Below are 16,161 nucleotides of genomic sequence, written 5' to 3'. Positions count from 1 at the left end.
ATCGATTATCTATTTTAAAATTCAATTTAAAGAAATCCCATCTTAATAATTTCATCATCTTTTTTCAAAACTACAAAGTGGAATCGCACATCATCCTCCGAGAAGTGTTTTAAAAAAAAATATTCATTAAGCGGTTTTTCGGTAGAAATAATTTCTTTAAAATGTTCCGACTTGTATTCTTCAAAATCTATTTTTAAAGTTTCAACAATGATTTCATCAACAGTGATATTTTTATCTAAAACCAAGCTGTAATCCCATAATCCCGCAGATATTGATACTGAATTTCCAAGACTTGGAATAATTCCAAATTGAAAGTCTTTTAGCATCTGCATGCCTGCATCTGTAGCAATTCCGTTTTTCACAGTTCTTTTCCCTTTTTCTGAAATACTGTCTAAGTCTTTAATCTCAGTCATGAGCTTTGCAAACTTCTGATAGAGTAGGGCGTCATCACATTCTTTAATATAGGACTCCAGACATTGCCTGAAAACTTTACCGATCTTAGAGCAATGACCAAATTCTGAACTGTTCTGACGAACTTTTTCGTACGATGTGCTTTTCTTAAAAGCATTTTTATTAAAGCCACTTTTCTTCCGAACGACATTTTTACCATTCAGATTATAAAAAACCAAATCTCCTACCGTTCCGTTAATTTTTAAAATGCTTTCATACGTTGCCATGCGATCAATATTGAACCTCAAATATACTAATTATTTTTAATTTTTATAATTTTAACATATAATTATAGTATAGTTGTAGTATAGTTATAGTATAATTAAATTTTTATATTTATATTTGTATTAAGTAATGAAGTAGATTAAAAATCAATTAGATATGAATTTAAAATCAATACGATATAACGAAGTTTTAAGACAGTTTGCTATTCTGTCAATTTCGGCAACGATCATCATTTCATGCGGAAGTTCGAAAGCTGTCTCGAAATCAAAAAACTCATCGAGCTCAAAGGTTTCAAAATCAGAAAGCCTAAGAAAATTAGATTCAAAATTTGATGGTAAACTTTCCGGTTCGATGAAAAGTATTTTAAAAGATGCTGAAAGATATTTAGGAACGCCTTATAAATTTGGAGGAAATACATCTTCGGGTTTTGACTGTTCGGGCTTGACCACAAAAGTGTTTGACGAAAATGGATTGAAGCTGCCCAGAAGATCAGCTGATCAGGCAAACACCGGAAAAAATATAGATTTGGAAGAAGCAAAACCTGGCGATCTTTTATTTTTTGCAACAGCGGGTGGAAGTAAAGTTTCTCATGTTGGCATTGTTCATACTATTGAAAATGATGGCGAAGTAAAATTCATTCACGCATCGACTTCTAAAGGGGTAATCATTTCGTCTCTCAACGAAAAATACTGGAATAAAGCCTATCTTCATGCACAAAGGGTTTTGTAATTGGCAATGAATTTAATGTATCTGAAATTCTAAATAATTCGTTTTCAAAATCATAAGTTTGAAAGGCTTTTGCTGAACTTTTTTGTATATTTGGCGACATATTTATTAAACTGATTTAAACTTAAAACATGTCGTTACAACAAACTATTGAAAATATTTGGGATAATAGAGATTTATTACAAAATGAAGACAGCAAAGTAGCTATCAGAGAGGTTATTTCTCTTTTAGATTCTGGAAAACTTCGTGTTGCCGAACCTACAGAAAACGGATGGCAGGTCAACGAATGGGTAAAGAAAGCGGTAGTAATGTATTTCCCAATCCAGAAAATGGAAACTATTGAAGTAGGTCCTTTTGAATTTCATGATAAAATGCCTTTGAAGAGAAATTATGCTGAAAAAGGAGTGAGAGTTGTTCCTCATGCTGTTGCCAGAGAAGGTTCTTTCATTGCTTCGGGTGTTATTTTAATGCCTTCTTATGTGAATATCGGAGCTTATGTAGACTCAGGAACGATGGTTGATACTTGGGCGACGGTTGGAAGTTGTGCACAAATCGGTAAAAACGTTCACTTGAGTGGTGGTGTTGGTATTGGCGGAGTTTTAGAGCCACTTCAGGCTGCACCGGTAATCATTGAAGACGATTGTTTTATTGGTTCAAGATGTATTGTGGTAGAAGGTGTTCATGTTGAAAAGGAAGCAGTTTTGGGAGCGAATGTTGTATTGACCGCTTCAACTAAAATTATCGACGTTACAGGTTCAGAACCTATTGAAATCAAAGGGAGAGTTCCTGCGCGTTCAGTGGTAATTCCTGGAAGTTATACCAAACAATATCCAGCGGGAGAATTTCAGGTTCCTTGTGCTTTGATCATCGGTCAGAGAAAAGAATCTACAGATAAAAAGACGTCATTGAATGACGCTTTGAGAGAAAATAATGTTGCGGTTTAAATTATAATTAACCTAAAACTAATCATCTTGAAAGAAAAATTTTTAAAGTTTATTTTAAACCCCAGATATATATTTGGGGTTTATCTTATTATAGCAGTGGTTACCGCAATCTCAAAATTTCTGAGAGGTCCGCAGGCAATCAATAACTATCTAATTTTCAAAAATGTATTTTACAATACTTTAGAACAGAAAAATTTATACTTACAATATCCTGAGCGATATTTTGATATGAATCATTATGGAGTTTTCTTTAGCCTGTTGATTGCTCCGTTTGCTATGATGCCAGATTGGTTAGGAATTTCTCTTTGGAATGTTGCAAATACTGCCATCTTCCTTTTTGCAATTTATAAGCTTCCTTTTTCAGACGCTAAAAAAGCTCTTTTTGCATTATTTTGTCTACAAGAATACATTACGGCTGCAATTAGTTTACAATTTAATATTGCTTTAGTAGGACTTTTAATGCTATCAGCAATTTATATTTACGAAAATAAGGAAGTGAAATCTGCCTCAGCCATCGTCATCGGAATCTTCGTTAAACTTTACGGAATCGTAGGCCTATCTCAGTTTTTTTTCATTAAGAATAAATTTAAATTTATTCTTTCAGGAATTATCGTTGCTGTTATTTGCCTTTTAATACCGATGATTTATTCTACACCTCAATTTGTATTGCAGAGTTATGCAGATTGGTCGCATTCTTTGATTTCAAAAAACAATGACAATCAGGTTTTGGGGAATATGCAGGATATCTCTCTGATGGGCTTTGTCAGAAGAATTTTAGGAGATGCATCGATTTCAAATCTTTCATTCTTAGCTTTTGGATTACCGCTGTTTGCATTACCATACATAAGATTTAAGCAGTATAAAAATTACGCTTTTCAATTAATGATTTTGGCGTCAACATTACTTTTCTTGGTATTGTTTAGCTCAGGATCAGAATCTCCAACGTATATTATTGCAGTTGCAGGTGTGATGATCTGGTTTTTTTTACAAAAAGAAAGAACGCCATTAGTTTTAGGCATGTTAATTTTTGTAATCATTCTTACGTGCTTTTCACCTTCAGATTTATTTCCAAAATCGATCAAAGTAAATTACATTATCAAATATTCTCTAAAAGCAGTACCTTGCATTGTCGTTTGGTTTAGAATAATTTATGAATTAATGACCAGAGATTTTGAAAAAGATTATAGCCTACAATAATATCTAAGGATGAAAAAAATATCTATTGTAATTCCTGCCTATAATGAAGAAGGAAATGTTGCATTGATTCACCAAAAAATTAAAGAAGTTTTTTCCGAATTACCTCATTATGATTTTGAAATTATTTTCGTGAATGACGGAAGCAGAGATAACACACAGCAACAATTAGAAATTTTATATAAAAAATTTGACGAAGTAAAATTTATCGAATTTTCCAGAAATTTCGGACATCAGCCTGCTGTAAAAGCAGGTATGGATAGTGCGTTAGGTAATGCTGTAATTTCAATGGATGGTGACCTTCAACATCCACCGGAACTCATTCCGAAAATGATTAAAAAATGGGAAGAAGGCAATGATGTTGTTCTGACAATTAGAAAATATCCCAAAGAAATTTCTGTCTTCAAAAGAAAAACTTCAGACTTTTTTTACAAAATTCTGTCAGGATTATCTGATGTAAATCTTACCAAAGGCGGCGGTTCAGACTTCAGATTGATGGATGCAAATGTTGTAGAAGTCATGAGAAAATTCAATGAAGATGACTTATTTCTGCGTGGATTGACGAGCTGGATGGGCTTTAAACAAAGCGCTATAGAATTTACAGCTTCTGAACGGGTTTCAGGGCAAAGCAGTTACAACCTTAAAAAGATGATTACTTTTGCCTTTACAGGAATCACGGCATTCAGTGTAAAGCCATTGTACATTGCAGCATATTTAGGATTTATATTTTCAGCATTTTCGGTAATTGGTTACGGCGCTTACGTTATTTACGCTTTCATTGCAAAAACAGAAATCTCAGGATGGGCATCATTGATTATGACCATCGTTTTCTTTGGTGGCCTGCAGTTGATTATTTTAGGAATTATAGGGATTTATTTAGGAAAAATTTTCAAACAGGTAAAAGCAAGGCCAAATTACATTGTGAAAAATAAAAACTTTTAAAATGGGATTAAAAACTCTTAAATCTGGAATTTTATATAAAATATAGTCATGAAGATAGCATTTGATGCAAAGCGTTTTTTTCACAATACATCAGGTTTAGGCAACTATTCTCGTGATCTAGTCAGGATTTTATCTCAATATTTTCCTGAAAATGAATATATTTTACTCAATAAAAATAAGTCTGAAAGAGGGAAGGAAATTTTAGAAAAAAACAATGTTCATTTCATTGAATCTTCAAAAGGCAAATTTTCCCGTCAGTTTAAAATGGGGAAAGATGCGCAGGCTCAGAATGCAGATATATTTCACGGATTATCAGGTGAATTACCTTTAAAATGGAACAAAAATCCAATCAAAAAAGTAGTCACGATTCATGATTTAATTTTCATGCGTTATCCGCAATATTATTCTTTTTTTGACCGAAAAATTCACCTTTGGAAGTTTAAAAAAGCAGCAGAATCTGCTGACAAAATCATTGCAATTTCTGAGCAAACCAAGCAGGATATTATTCATTACTTAAAAGTTCCTGAAGATAAAATTGAGGTAATTTATCAGGGTTGCCATCATGCTTTCAAAGAAGATCAATCTGAAAAATTCATTCAGAAAACCAAAGAAAAATTTGGTTTACCTGAAAGGTTTATCTTAAATGTCGGAACGATTGAAGAGCGCAAAAACCTCTTAAACATCGTTAAAGCAATTGATAAAACTGAAATTCCTTTAGTGGTTGTCGGACGAAAGACAAAATATTTCAAAAAAGTACAAGACTTCATCCGAAAAAATAAAATAGAAAAACAAATTCATTTTCTGGAAGGTGTTTCGATGAATGAGTTGGCTGTTATCTACAAGCTTGCCGATATTTTTGTCTATCCAAGTTTTTTTGAAGGGTTCGGAATTCCTGTTATTGAAGCTTTATTTTCAAAAACTGTTACAATTACCAGCAACACAAGTTGTCTTCCTGAAGCCGGAGGTAAAGATTCTGTTTACGTTGATCCTAAAAATTATTTAGATTTACAATCAAAAATAAAATTTCTCTGGGACAGCGAATCTGAAAGAAAACGCCGTTCTGATAAAGGTTTTGAGTTCGTTCAAAAATTTAATGATGAGCCGATTGCCAATGAACTGATGAATTTTTATCAAAAAATTATTTCATAAATTTCTTGGAAGTTTAAAAATAAGTTCTACATTTGTACCACAATATTCAAAAAATGAAACCGAATTTCTCAACACTTCATCATTATCATCATCTCAGCTAAGGCGGAAGTGATTGATATTTTGTGTTGAATTCATAAAAATAAATTAAAAACCGTCTGAGTAAGGACGGTTTTTTTGTTTCCACATTTCTGTGAAATTTTCATAAATCAACTTCATTTACTCAGACTAAAACTTATAAAAAAGTAATGAGTAAATTAAAAATTGCTATTCAAAAAAACGGGCGATTGTATGAAGAATCTCTTCAGCTTCTCAAAGATTGCGGCATTTCTGTAAACAATGGCAAAGACCAACTGAAGGTCTTGGTAGATAATTTTCCTTTGGAAATTATGTATCTCAGAAACTCAGATATTCCGCAATATCTGGAAGATGGAGTAGTAGACATTGCAATTGTCGGTGAAAATCTGTTGGCAGAAAAGCAGAAGGGAAATAAGATTGTACAGAAATTAGGTTTTTCAAAATGCCGTGTTTCGTTGGCCATTCCGAAAGATATAGAAACAGATCAACCACAATATTTCAATGGCAAAAAAATTGCCACATCGTATCCTAACACCCTTAAAAAATATTTAAACGAAAATAACATTCAGGCCGATATTCATGTGATTTCAGGTTCTGTAGAAATTGCTCCAAGTATAGGACTGGCAGACGGAATCTGCGATATCGTGAGCTCTGGAAGCACTTTATTCAAAAACGGACTGCGTGAAACCGTAACGCTGCTAAAGTCAGAAGCCGTGTTAGCAAAAAATATTAATCTGAATTCTTCGCAGGAAGAAATTTTAGACAAGTTGCTTTTTAGAATTAAAGCGGTTTTAAAGGCGAAAAATTCTAAATATATTTTAATGAATGTTCCCAATAGTAAGATTTCAGAAATCTCTGATGTGCTCCCGGTTTTGAAAAGTCCGACGGTGATTCCACTTGCTGAAGAGGGCTGGAGCAGTATTCATTCTGTGATTGATGAAGAAAGTTTTTGGGATGTCATTGATGAATTAAAACTGAAAGGTGCGCAGGATATTTTGATCATTCCAATCGATAAAATGGTTATTTAAGATGAATATTTATAAAAATCCAAAACGAGAAACCTGGTTTGAATTAACGAAAAGACCGGTTTTTAAAAAGCAGGAAATTTCAGAAATCATTAAAGAAATCTTCGAAGAAATTGAAAGAAATGGTGATCAGGCCTTAATTAATTATGCTGGAAAATTTGATTCTGCTACAATTATCCAATTAAAGGTAAGTCCGAACGAAATTGACATTGCTGAAAATTTAATTTCGGAAGATTTAAAACTGGCCATTCAGACAGCGAAAGAGAATATAACAAAATTTCATGCTTCTCAGAAAAATGAAATTCAGAAAGTTGAAACTACGAAAGGAGTCATTTGCTGGCGAGAAAACCGTGCAATTGAAAAGGTGGGAATCTACATTCCAGGTGGAACAGCTCCATTATTTTCAACGGTTTTAATGCTTGCCATTCCTGCTCAATTGGCGGGCTGTCAAGAGATTATTTTGTGTACGCCACCGGATCAAAATGGAAATATAAATCCTGCAATTCTTTACACCGCTAAACTTTGCGGTGTGTCAAAAATATTTAAAGCAGGCGGAGCACAAGCGGTTGCCGCAATGACTTTCGGTACAGAAACCATTCCGAATGTTTATAAAATTTTCGGTCCGGGGAATCAATTTGTCGTTGCAGCGAAGGATTTTGCCCAGAGTTTTGGTGTTGCCATTGATATGCCGGCAGGTCCCAGTGAAGTTCTGGTCATCGCCGATGAAAACGCTGTCCCTGAGTTTTGTGCGGCAGATTTGTTGTCACAGGCTGAACATGGAAGCGACAGTCAGGTGATTTTTGTTTCAACAGATTTGAATATTCTAAATGAAACGATTGAGGAAGCCAAAAAGCAGATCAAACAACTTCCCAGAAATGAGTTTGCTCAACAATCATTAAATAACAGCCATTTTATTTTATTCGATTCTATGGATGAAGCATTAGATTTTAGCAATCTGTATGCGCCGGAACATTTGATTTTAGCGGTTGAAGATTTTGAAAGTTACATCAACAAAATTCAAAATGCGGGTTCTGTTTTTCTCGGAAATTATTCCTGTGAAAGTGCCGGAGATTACGCCAGCGGAACCAATCACACACTTCCCACGAATGGTTTTGCCAAAAACTACAGCGGAGTTTCTTTAGACAGTTTCGTGAAGAAAATTACGTTTCAGAATTTGTCAAAAGAAGGATTAGAGAATTTAGGAAAAACAATTGAACTGATGGCGGAAGCGGAGGGACTTTTAGCTCACAAAAATGCAGTATCCATTAGATTAAAATGAAATTATGAAAACAATAAATATTCAAAAATTAGTTAGAAAAAACATTTCAGAATTGAGACCTTACATCAGTTTTAGAGATAATAATACGTTTGAAAACCCTTTGCTGATGGATGCCAACGAAAGTCCGTTTGGAGAATTTAATCGCTATCCGGATTCTACGCACAAGAATCTTAGAGAAAAAATATCGGTTTTCAAAAACATTTCAGCTAATCAAATAGCAATTGGAAACGGAAGTGATGAATTGATCGATTTGATTATAAAAATTTTCTGCGAACCAAAAAAAGATTCCGTTTTGGTGATGAATCCATCTTTTGCGATGTACGGATTTTATGCAACAATCAATGAAAATAAAGTTGTCCAGCTCAATCTCAATGAAAATTTCGAAATTGTAAAGGAAGATTTTTTAAATATTGTAAAAGAAAATCAACCCAAAATATTATTTCTCTGTTCGCCCAATAATCCAACCGGAAATTCAATCGAGGATATTGAATTTTACATCCAGAATTTTGAAGGAATTGTGGTTGTGGATGAAGCGTATATTGAGTTTTCAGAACAAAAATCTAGTCTTGAATTAATCAATGAATATCCAAATCTGATTGTCTTACAAACATTCTCCAAAGCCTGGGGTTTGGCCGGAGCAAGAGTTGGAATTGCTTATTCATCTGTAGAAATCACCAATTTCATCTACACAGTCAAATCACCTTTTAATGTGAATATTTTGAGCCAAAACTTAATTTTAGAAAAGCTAGATCAGATCGAAGATTTTCAAAATAATTTAAATGAAATTTTGAAAGAACGCAACTGGCTGAAAAGTCAGCTTGAAAATGTGGAATGTATTTTAAGAGTATTTCCTACCGATGCTAATTTCTTTTTGATTGAATTTAAAAATGCCGACAAAGTTTACTCTACATTGATTGATGGTGAAATTCTGACCAGCAAAAGATTTCCTCAGATTCCCAACTGCATCAGAATCAATGTCGGAAGTAGAAATGAAAATAAACGTCTTATTAATACTTTAAAAAACATTTAGAAGATGAAAAAAGTATTATTTATAGACCGCGACGGAACATTGATCATAGAACCGCCAACAGATTTTCAGGTTGATTCTTTGGAAAAGCTTGAGTTTTATCCGGGAGTTTTTCAAAATTTATCCAAAATAGCAAAGGAATGCGACTACGAATTGGTGATGGTAACCAATCAGGATGGTTTGGGAACAGACAGTTTTCCTTTTGAAGATTTTATAAAACCACAGGAGAAAATGCTGATAGCTTTTAAAAATGAGGGAATAGTTTTCAATGATATTTTAATCGATAAAAGTTTTGAATACGAAAATTCTCCCAATAGAAAACCTGAAGTCGGAATGTTGGGGAAATTCATTTACGGCAATTATGATATCAAAAATTCTTTTGTAATTGGAGACCGATTGACAGATATTCAATTAGCTAAAAATTTAGGTTCAAAAGCCATTTTCATTAGTGAATTTGAAAATGAAAATGCGGAATTGACGACGAGAAACTGGAATGAAATCTATCAATATTTAAAGCAAATTCCAAGAAAAGCTAAAGTTTTCAGAAAAACAAATGAGACTGAAATCGAAGTCGAAGTTAATCTTGACGGAAGCGGAAATTCGGAAATTTCGACTGGTTTACATTTTTTTGATCACATGCTTGAACAGATCTCAAAACACGGAAATTTAGATTTAAAAACAAAGGTGAAAGGAGATTTGCAGGTTGACGAGCACCACACAATCGAAGATACCGGAATTGTTTTTGGAGAGGCAGTTTTACAAGCTTTAGGAAAGAAAAAAGGAATTGAAAGATATGGTTTTCTACTTCCGATGGACGATTGTCTGTCTCAAGTGGCGATTGATTTTGGCGGGCGACCTTGGTTGGTTTGGGATGTGAAATTTAGGAGAGAAAAAATTGGCGATGTACCAACGGAAATGTTTTATCACTTTTTTAAATCATTTACAGATGCTTCAAAATGCAATTTAAATATTAAATCTGAGGGCGAAAACGAGCATCACAAGATAGAATCAATCTTTAAAGCTTTTGCAAAAGCGATAAAAATGGCAGTTAATCAGACCGATCAAAATTACAATTTACCATCAACCAAAGGGAGTTTATAAGATGATAGCGATTATAAAATACAACGGCGGAAACGTCAATTCTGTTCAGAATGCTCTTGAAAGATTAGGTACAAATTCAATCATTACCGATGATTTTGAACTGATAAAAAATGCTGATAAGGTAATTTTCCCAGGCGTTGGCGAAGCTTCTTCTACGATGAAAGTTTTAAGAGAAAAAGGTTTGGATCAACTTATTCCGTCATTGACTCAACCTGTTTTGGGAATTTGCCTGGGGATGCAGTTGATGTGTAAAAATAATGAAGAAGGAAATACTGTCGGAATGGGAATTTTTGATTGTGATGTGAGAAAATTTTCACCATTGGATCTCGTTCCTCACATGGGTTGGAATACTGTTTCTGAATTGAAAGCTCCTTTGTTCTCAGCAATTTCAGAGGAAAATGATTTATATTTTGTCCACAGTTATTATTGTGAATTGTCAGAAGATACAACTTCTGTTTGCGATTATATTTTACCGTTTAGCGCTTCTTTGCAGAAAGATAATTTCTTTGCAACTCAATTTCATCCGGAAAAATCGGGAAAATTTGGGAATCAATTACTTAAAAACTTTTTAAAAATTTAATGATGAAATCGCAATGATTGGAAATGGAAAATCCATAAAAAAGAGCGATTGCATATGACTTATTAAAACAATAAAAAACTACATATGAAAATTATTCCTGCTATAGATATCATCGACGGAAAATGTGTGAGGCTTTCAAAAGGTGATTACAATACTAAGAAAATTTATAATGAAAATCCGCTCGAAGTCGCCAAAGAATTTGAAGATTTTGGAATTCAGTTTTTACACCTTGTCGATTTGGATGGAGCGAAATCAAAACATATTGTTAATCAAAAAGTATTGGAAACTATTGCAAAAAAAACTTCATTGCACATCGATTTTGGTGGCGGACTGAAAACTGAAAATGATATTGAAACAGCGTTTAATTCCGGTGCAAAACAAATTACCATCGGCAGTATCGCCATTCAAAATCCTGATTTCTGCTTTCAATTGATTGAAAAATACGGAGCTGAAAAAATAATTTTGGGTGCCGATTGTGAAAACCGAAACATAAAAACTTCAGGTTGGTTGAAAGAAAGCGATAAAAATGTATTTGATTTTATTCTTGATTATCAAAAGAAAGGCATTCAGAATGTAATCTGCACAGATATTTCAAAAGATGGAATGCTTGAAGGAGCATCTACAGAATTGTATCGGGAGATTTTAAATAAGACAACCATTCAATTAGTTGCAAGCGGTGGAATTTCCTGTATTGAAGATGTTTATCTGATGAAAGAAATAGGATGTGCGGGAACCATTATTGGAAAAGCAATTTATGAAGGTAAAATATCATTAAATCAACTTCAAAATTTTATTCAAAATGCTTAAAAAAAGAATTATTCCATGTCTGGACATCAAAGACGGAACTACTGTAAAAGGAGTAAACTTTGAAGGTTTGAGAAATGCCGGCAATCCAATTGATTTAGCCAAAAAATACGAGGCAGAAGGTGCGGACGAATTGGTTTTTCTGGACATCACAGCAACTATTGAAGAACGGAAAACTTTTGTTGAGCTGGTAAAAAATATTGCTAAAGAGCTAAGTATTCCATTCACAGTGGGTGGTGGAATTTCTTCCGTAGAAGACGTTAGAAAATTATTGGAAGCCGGAGCTGATAAAATCAGCATCAATTCGTCTGCTGTTAAAAATCCTCACCTGATTTCTGAATTAGCGAAAGAATTTGGAAGTCAGTGCATCGTTGTGGCGATTGATACAAAATTTGTAGACAACAATGACTGGGTTTTTGTAAAAGGGGGAAGAGAAATGACTCCGCTGAAAACTTTAGATTGGGCTAAAAAAGTTGAAGAATTAGGAGCAGGTGAGATTCTTTTAACGTCAATGAATGGTGATGGAACAAAAAATGGTTTTGATTTAAGATTGACAAAACTGATTTCAGAAAATGTAAACATTCCCGTGATTGCTTCTGGCGGAGCTGGGAAAATTGAAGATTTTGAAGATGTTTTTACTCTCACAAAAGCTACGGGAGCTTTGGCGGCAAGTGTTTTCCATTTTGGCGAAATTGGAATTGATGAATTGAAAAATGAATTGAAAAACAGAAATATCAACGTAAGATGAAAATAGATTTTAATAAAACAAACGGACTCGTTCCTGTAATTATTCAGGACGAAAGAACATTGCAGATTTTAATGCTGGGTTACATGAATGAAGAAGCTTTTAACAAAACAAAAGAAGAAGGAATCGTTACTTTTTTCAGCCGTTCAAAAAACAGATTATGGACAAAAGGTGAGGAGTCAGGAAATTTTTTAACGGTAAAAAATATTCAAATCGATTGTGATCAGGATACGATTTTAATCAAAGTTATTCCAAAAAATACAGTTTGTCACACCGGAAGTTTCAGCTGTTTTGGCGAGAAGGATTCAAAAGGCTTCTTGTATGAATTGGAAGACAAAATTGCTCAGAGAATTGATGACAAAGTAGATGGTTCGTACACTTATTCATTATATCAAAAAGGCATCAACAAAGTCGCTCAGAAAGTAGGCGAGGAGGCTGTGGAATTGTTGATAGAAGCAAAGGATGAGAATGCTGATTTATTTAAAAATGAAGCAGCAGATTTACTATATCATTTTTTAATTTTATTGAAAGCGAAAAACTTTTCTTTAGATGAAATTGAAGAAATTCTATTGGATAGAAATCAATAAAAAAACCTGCATTTCTGCAGGTTTTAGTTTAGTATTATTGAATCATCACTTTCCTTATGACTGTGTAATGATCTGTTTTAATGTGTGCTAAGTAAACTCCTTTTACAACTCCGGAGATGTTTATTTTAGTTTGATTTTCAGTTTTCAAAAAAGAATGTCCCAACAAATCTGTTAATTCGAAAGTGAAATTTTTCACATTCTTCGGTAATTCAAAATTTAGATAATCTTTTGCCGGATTTGGAAAAACAGTAATGTTTTCTAACTCATTTGGAGAATTTTCATGAGTTCCCAAAATGGTTGTTGATGCTACAGCAAAATGTTGAAGTGCCCCCACAGAAGCTTTCCCGACATTGTAAATATATACAGGATCTGTATTGGCAAAAGTATCATTTGAAGTGTGGGGATAATTACTTCTGATTTTCTCAAAATAACCTGTGATTACTTCTCCTTTAGCTTCAAAAGGCATATAATCAGTGTTTTCAGCTTCATCAATATCTGTTAGTAGAGGTGAATAAAGACCTGTAAGAGTAACTAATTCTTGGGTTGCAGCAGCAGATGCAATAGTGTTATTTGGGTTTCCACCCATATCTTCGTCACAATAAATAGTATTATTTACATTCCCAGCTTTGCCGCCTACCTGATCAAGATTAAAGACCAATTTGATATCCAGCACACGGTTTGCACCTTGATAAGCAACTGTATTTGCGTAATGAGTGCTTCCTCTCAACCCTTGTTCTTCTCCTGAAAAGTGAATAAATTTGATCGAATATTCCGTAGGTATATCTTTCAAAATTCTTGCAGCTTCCAAAATGATCGAAGTTCCACTACCGTTGTCATTGACTCCTGGTCCGTTGATACTGTCAAAATGCCCGCAAATAATAACAAACTTGTTTGGATAAACAGTTCCTATTTTTGTGATAACAAGATTTTTTGAATTGATTGTATTGCTTCCTGATTGGTAAGAAAAAGGATCTTCAACGATCTGGCTTGCCGAATATCCGTAAGAAAGATACTTATTTTTGAGCCAGTTTAATGCATTGGCGTTGTTTGTAGAACCAGTAGTTTTGATACCTAAATTAGAAAATTCCTGCAGATTTGTTGTGATATTTGTCTGAGTAACTAGATTTGCACGGTTCTGATAAGCTTGAATAAAGGTTTGAGATTGTACATAATTTAACCCTAAAGATAAAATCAGAAAACTAAATATTTTTTTCACTTTAAAAAATTTGAGCAAATGTATAAATAAAATGATTCCAAACAATAGCTTGGAATCATTATTTCAAATCAAATAAAAATATAATTAATTTGAATATTTTTTAATAAAGAAATAGAATTTTAATATAATTTACTTTTTAATAACTATTTTCCTCGTTACACTTTCGTTGTCAGTTTTTATCGAGCAAAGATAGACACCATTTTCTAAAGCGGAGACATTGATTTCTTTTTGATTTTCAGATTTTAAAACTAGTTTCCCACTCATATCAGTAATTTCAATATTGAATTTTTTGATTTCATTTGGCAATTCTATATTTACAATATTTTTAGCCGGAGTAGGATAAACTTTTACTGATTCTAAAGAACTTGTAGATGCCTCATTGACAGAAAGATTGGTAGTAGCAACCGCAAAATGTTGAAGCGCACCAACCGCAGCTTTTCCGACATTGAAAACATACGTTGGATCTACATTGGCAAAAGTATCATTTGCAGTATGCTCATTCATACTCTGTGGAGTTTCATAGAAACCTGTAATAATATCTCCTTTGCTTTCGAAAGGAATATAATCTGAAGAATAAGCATTAGATATTACAGCTTGTAACGGTGAATATAAAGTTGTACATACTGCAAGTTGCTGTGTAAATGCTAGTGAAGGTGCATTGTTTGAATTCTGTAAAGGATTATTGCTGTTGGATATTTGATCACTCTCACATTTTACTGAATTACTTGGCGCAGACAGCTTGCCCCCAACCTGATCAATATTAAAAACCAATCTCAGATTTAATTGACGTACATTATTCTGAAAAACAACATTGTTTACATAATGATTACTTCCCACAAGCCCCTGTTCTTCACCAGAAAAATGAATAAATTTAATAGAATATTCAGTAGGGATATCTTTTAAAATTCTGGCAGCTTCCAGCAAAATAGACGTTCCGCTACCGTTGTCACTAACACCCGGGCCAACTATCGTATCGTAGTGACCACAAATAATAACGTAAGTGTTTGGATAAACTGTACCCGTTTTTGTGACAACTAAATTTTTTGTCGTATTTCCGTTTACTGTAAAGCTGTCTTCAGTAATTTGACCTGCAGTATAACCATAGGTTTGATATTTACCTTTAAGCCAATTTAAAGTATTATTATTTGCGACCGAACCTGACGTTTTTGTGCCAAATGATGCAAAATCTTGCAATAGTGAGGTGATATTAGCCTGCGTTACCTGATTGACCCTATTTTGATAAGCCTGAACGAAACTTTGAGCCTGTACGTTATATGTTGCTAATGAAAGGAGTAGAAGAGTAGTTAATTTTTTCACTTTAAATAAGATACTTTAATATTCAGCAAATGTAGATAATAAAAAAATCCCGAGCAAAAAACTCAGGATTTAATATTGATAACAAAAAATTTTACATTATTTTACTTGATCTACAACTGCTTTGAATGCTTCAGGATAGTTCATCGCTAAATCAGCTAAAACTTTTCTGTTTAATTCAATGTTGTTCTTTTTAAGAGCTCCCATAAATTGAGAGTAAGACATTCCGTGCTCTCTAGCTCCTGCGTTGATACGCATGATCCAAAGTGATCTGAAGTTTCTCTTTTTCTCTTTTCTTCCACGGTAAGCATATTGCATTGCTTTTTGTACCGCGTTTTTAGCAACAGTCCAAACGTTCTTTCTTCTACCGAAAAAACCTTTAGCTTGTTTCATTAATTTTTTTCTGCGCGCTCTAGAAGCTACGGCATTTACTGATCTTGGCATAATTTAAATTGTTTTTTTGAAAAGGGCGGTAAACTGTTTCATTACACTTATCTGCACCGTTTCAGGGTTAAAATGTTGAATTGTTATTCTTATAAACCGAAAAATGATTTATAAAAACTACTTAATTGCTAATTGACGTTTAACGCCTTTCTCATCCACTTTCGCAACATAAGAAGTAGTAGTAAGATTTCTCTTCTGCTTAGTTTCTTTTTTAGTTAAGATGTGGCTTTTGAAAGCATTTTTTCTTTTAATCTTACCAGTTCCGGTAAGTTTAAAACGCTTTTTAGCACCTGATTTCGTTTTTAATTTTGGCATTGTTTGCTTTTTTATGTTT

At 33.5% G+C, this 16,161-nt stretch carries 18 protein-coding genes; 13 read left to right on the top strand and 5 right to left on the bottom strand.

The features are described 5' to 3' along the window. Window positions 1-26: 26 nt before the first annotated feature. Complete coding sequence (locus tag MQX03_RS03315; RefSeq protein WP_242801488.1) at window positions 27-677, bottom strand: hypothetical protein; 651 nt, start codon at window positions 675-677, stop codon at window positions 27-29. Between the two features lie 154 nt (window positions 678-831). On the opposite strand from MQX03_RS03315, the gene MQX03_RS03310 reads away from it, so the two are divergent. The 13 genes from MQX03_RS03310 (at window position 832) to hisIE (ending at window position 12,853) form a co-directional block, all read left to right on the top strand. Next, on the top strand, window positions 832-1,404 hold the full coding sequence (locus MQX03_RS03310) for a C40 family peptidase (RefSeq protein WP_242801486.1): 573 nt from the start codon (window positions 832-834) through the stop codon (window positions 1,402-1,404). Window positions 1,405-1,532: 128 nt separating this feature from the next. Next, window positions 1,533-2,345 (top strand): 2,3,4,5-tetrahydropyridine-2,6-dicarboxylate N-succinyltransferase, encoded by an 813-nt coding sequence (locus tag MQX03_RS03305; protein WP_229984955.1) that lies wholly within the window; start codon window positions 1,533-1,535, stop codon window positions 2,343-2,345. 21 nt (window positions 2,346-2,366) lie between these two features. Further along, a complete protein-coding gene (locus MQX03_RS03300) occupies window positions 2,367-3,542 on the top strand; it encodes a glycosyltransferase family 87 protein (protein ID WP_242802112.1) in 1,176 nt (391 codons plus the stop codon). Between the two features lie 9 nt (window positions 3,543-3,551). Beyond that, the gene (locus MQX03_RS03295; protein ID WP_242801485.1) at window positions 3,552-4,481 is read left to right on the top strand and encodes a glycosyltransferase family 2 protein; all 930 of its coding nucleotides are present in this window, start codon (window positions 3,552-3,554) and stop codon (window positions 4,479-4,481) included. Between the two features lie 48 nt (window positions 4,482-4,529). Then, entirely contained in the window at window positions 4,530-5,630 is a 1,101-nt protein-coding gene (locus tag MQX03_RS03290) for a glycosyltransferase family 4 protein (protein WP_242801482.1), read from the top strand. A 245-nt stretch (window positions 5,631-5,875) separates the two neighbouring features. Continuing rightward, window positions 5,876-6,733, top strand: coding sequence for an ATP phosphoribosyltransferase (gene hisG, locus MQX03_RS03285; RefSeq protein ID WP_242801480.1), 858 nt, complete (start codon window positions 5,876-5,878; stop codon window positions 6,731-6,733). 1 nt (window position 6,734) lies between these two features. Then, on the top strand, window positions 6,735-8,009 hold the full coding sequence (gene hisD, locus MQX03_RS03280; protein WP_242801477.1) for a histidinol dehydrogenase: 1,275 nt from the start codon (window positions 6,735-6,737) through the stop codon (window positions 8,007-8,009). 4 nt (window positions 8,010-8,013) lie between these two features. Next, window positions 8,014-9,039 (top strand): histidinol-phosphate transaminase, encoded by a 1,026-nt coding sequence (gene hisC / locus MQX03_RS03275; protein ID WP_242801474.1) that lies wholly within the window; start codon window positions 8,014-8,016, stop codon window positions 9,037-9,039. A gap of 3 nt (window positions 9,040-9,042) precedes the next feature. Next, window positions 9,043-10,137 (top strand): bifunctional histidinol-phosphatase/imidazoleglycerol-phosphate dehydratase HisB, encoded by a 1,095-nt coding sequence (gene hisB / locus MQX03_RS03270; RefSeq protein ID WP_242801471.1) that lies wholly within the window; start codon window positions 9,043-9,045, stop codon window positions 10,135-10,137. A 1-nt stretch (window position 10,138) separates the two neighbouring features. Next, entirely contained in the window at window positions 10,139-10,717 is a 579-nt protein-coding gene (hisH, locus tag MQX03_RS03265) for an imidazole glycerol phosphate synthase subunit HisH (protein ID WP_242801468.1), read from the top strand. 84 nt (window positions 10,718-10,801) lie between these two features. Then, window positions 10,802-11,524: a 1-(5-phosphoribosyl)-5-[(5-phosphoribosylamino)methylideneamino]imidazole-4-carboxamide isomerase gene (hisA, locus tag MQX03_RS03260; protein WP_242801465.1), complete on the top strand. Its 723-nt coding sequence runs from the start codon at window positions 10,802-10,804 to the stop codon at window positions 11,522-11,524. Further along, a complete protein-coding gene (gene hisF / locus MQX03_RS03255; RefSeq protein WP_242801463.1) occupies window positions 11,517-12,269 on the top strand; it encodes an imidazole glycerol phosphate synthase subunit HisF in 753 nt (250 codons plus the stop codon). Before hisA ends, hisF begins: the two co-directional genes overlap by 8 nt. Beyond that, the gene (hisIE, locus tag MQX03_RS03250) at window positions 12,266-12,853 is read left to right on the top strand and encodes a bifunctional phosphoribosyl-AMP cyclohydrolase/phosphoribosyl-ATP diphosphatase HisIE (protein WP_242801460.1); all 588 of its coding nucleotides are present in this window, start codon (window positions 12,266-12,268) and stop codon (window positions 12,851-12,853) included. The genes hisF and hisIE overlap by 4 nt, the downstream gene beginning before the upstream one ends. A 34-nt stretch (window positions 12,854-12,887) precedes the next feature. Here the strand turns inward: hisIE and MQX03_RS03245 are convergent, their stop codons facing one another. The 4 genes from MQX03_RS03245 to rpmI form a co-directional block, all read right to left on the bottom strand. Beyond that, window positions 12,888-14,069, bottom strand: a complete 1,182-nt coding sequence (locus MQX03_RS03245; protein ID WP_242801457.1) for a M28 family peptidase — start codon at window positions 14,067-14,069, stop codon at window positions 12,888-12,890. 129 nt (window positions 14,070-14,198) lie between these two features. Then, window positions 14,199-15,386, bottom strand: a complete 1,188-nt coding sequence (locus tag MQX03_RS03240) for a M28 family peptidase (RefSeq protein WP_242801454.1) — start codon at window positions 15,384-15,386, stop codon at window positions 14,199-14,201. A gap of 96 nt (window positions 15,387-15,482) precedes the next feature. Next, window positions 15,483-15,827, bottom strand: a complete 345-nt coding sequence (gene rplT, locus MQX03_RS03235) for a 50S ribosomal protein L20 (RefSeq protein WP_047444038.1) — start codon at window positions 15,825-15,827, stop codon at window positions 15,483-15,485. Window positions 15,828-15,944: 117 nt separating this feature from the next. Continuing rightward, on the bottom strand, window positions 15,945-16,142 hold the full coding sequence (gene rpmI / locus MQX03_RS03230; protein ID WP_047444039.1) for a 50S ribosomal protein L35: 198 nt from the start codon (window positions 16,140-16,142) through the stop codon (window positions 15,945-15,947). Window positions 16,143-16,161 lie beyond the last annotated feature (19 nt).

Origin of the sequence: Chryseobacterium aahli (genome assembly GCF_022699665.1) — a bacterium.
Classification (GTDB): domain Bacteria; phylum Bacteroidota; class Bacteroidia; order Flavobacteriales; family Weeksellaceae; genus Chryseobacterium; species Chryseobacterium aahli.
Note: the sequence above shows the minus strand (reverse complement) of the source record. Positions and strands in the feature narration are given on the sequence as shown.

Bases quoted from the DNA above. Each gene is read 5' to 3' on its own strand.
- MQX03_RS03315 (WP_242801488.1), bottom strand. From the start codon at position 677: ATGGCAACGTATGAAAGCATTTTAAAAATTAACGGAACGGTAGGAGAT.
- MQX03_RS03310 (WP_242801486.1), top strand. From the start codon at position 832: ATGAATTTAAAATCAATACGATATAACGAAGTTTTAAGACAGTTTGCT.
- MQX03_RS03305 (WP_229984955.1), top strand. From the start codon at position 1,533: ATGTCGTTACAACAAACTATTGAAAATATTTGGGATAATAGAGATTTA.
- MQX03_RS03295 (WP_242801485.1), top strand. From the start codon at position 3,552: ATGAAAAAAATATCTATTGTAATTCCTGCCTATAATGAAGAAGGAAAT.
- MQX03_RS03290 (WP_242801482.1), top strand. From the start codon at position 4,530: ATGAAGATAGCATTTGATGCAAAGCGTTTTTTTCACAATACATCAGGT.
- hisG (WP_242801480.1), top strand. From the start codon at position 5,876: ATGAGTAAATTAAAAATTGCTATTCAAAAAAACGGGCGATTGTATGAA.
- hisD (WP_242801477.1), top strand. From the start codon at position 6,735: ATGAATATTTATAAAAATCCAAAACGAGAAACCTGGTTTGAATTAACG.
- hisC (WP_242801474.1), top strand. From the start codon at position 8,014: ATGAAAACAATAAATATTCAAAAATTAGTTAGAAAAAACATTTCAGAA.
- hisB (WP_242801471.1), top strand. From the start codon at position 9,043: ATGAAAAAAGTATTATTTATAGACCGCGACGGAACATTGATCATAGAA.
- hisH (WP_242801468.1), top strand. From the start codon at position 10,139: ATGATAGCGATTATAAAATACAACGGCGGAAACGTCAATTCTGTTCAG.
- hisA (WP_242801465.1), top strand. From the start codon at position 10,802: ATGAAAATTATTCCTGCTATAGATATCATCGACGGAAAATGTGTGAGG.
- hisF (WP_242801463.1), top strand. From the start codon at position 11,517: ATGCTTAAAAAAAGAATTATTCCATGTCTGGACATCAAAGACGGAACT.
- hisIE (WP_242801460.1), top strand. From the start codon at position 12,266: ATGAAAATAGATTTTAATAAAACAAACGGACTCGTTCCTGTAATTATT.
- rplT (WP_047444038.1), bottom strand. From the start codon at position 15,827: ATGCCAAGATCAGTAAATGCCGTAGCTTCTAGAGCGCGCAGAAAAAAA.
- rpmI (WP_047444039.1), bottom strand. From the start codon at position 16,142: ATGCCAAAATTAAAAACGAAATCAGGTGCTAAAAAGCGTTTTAAACTT.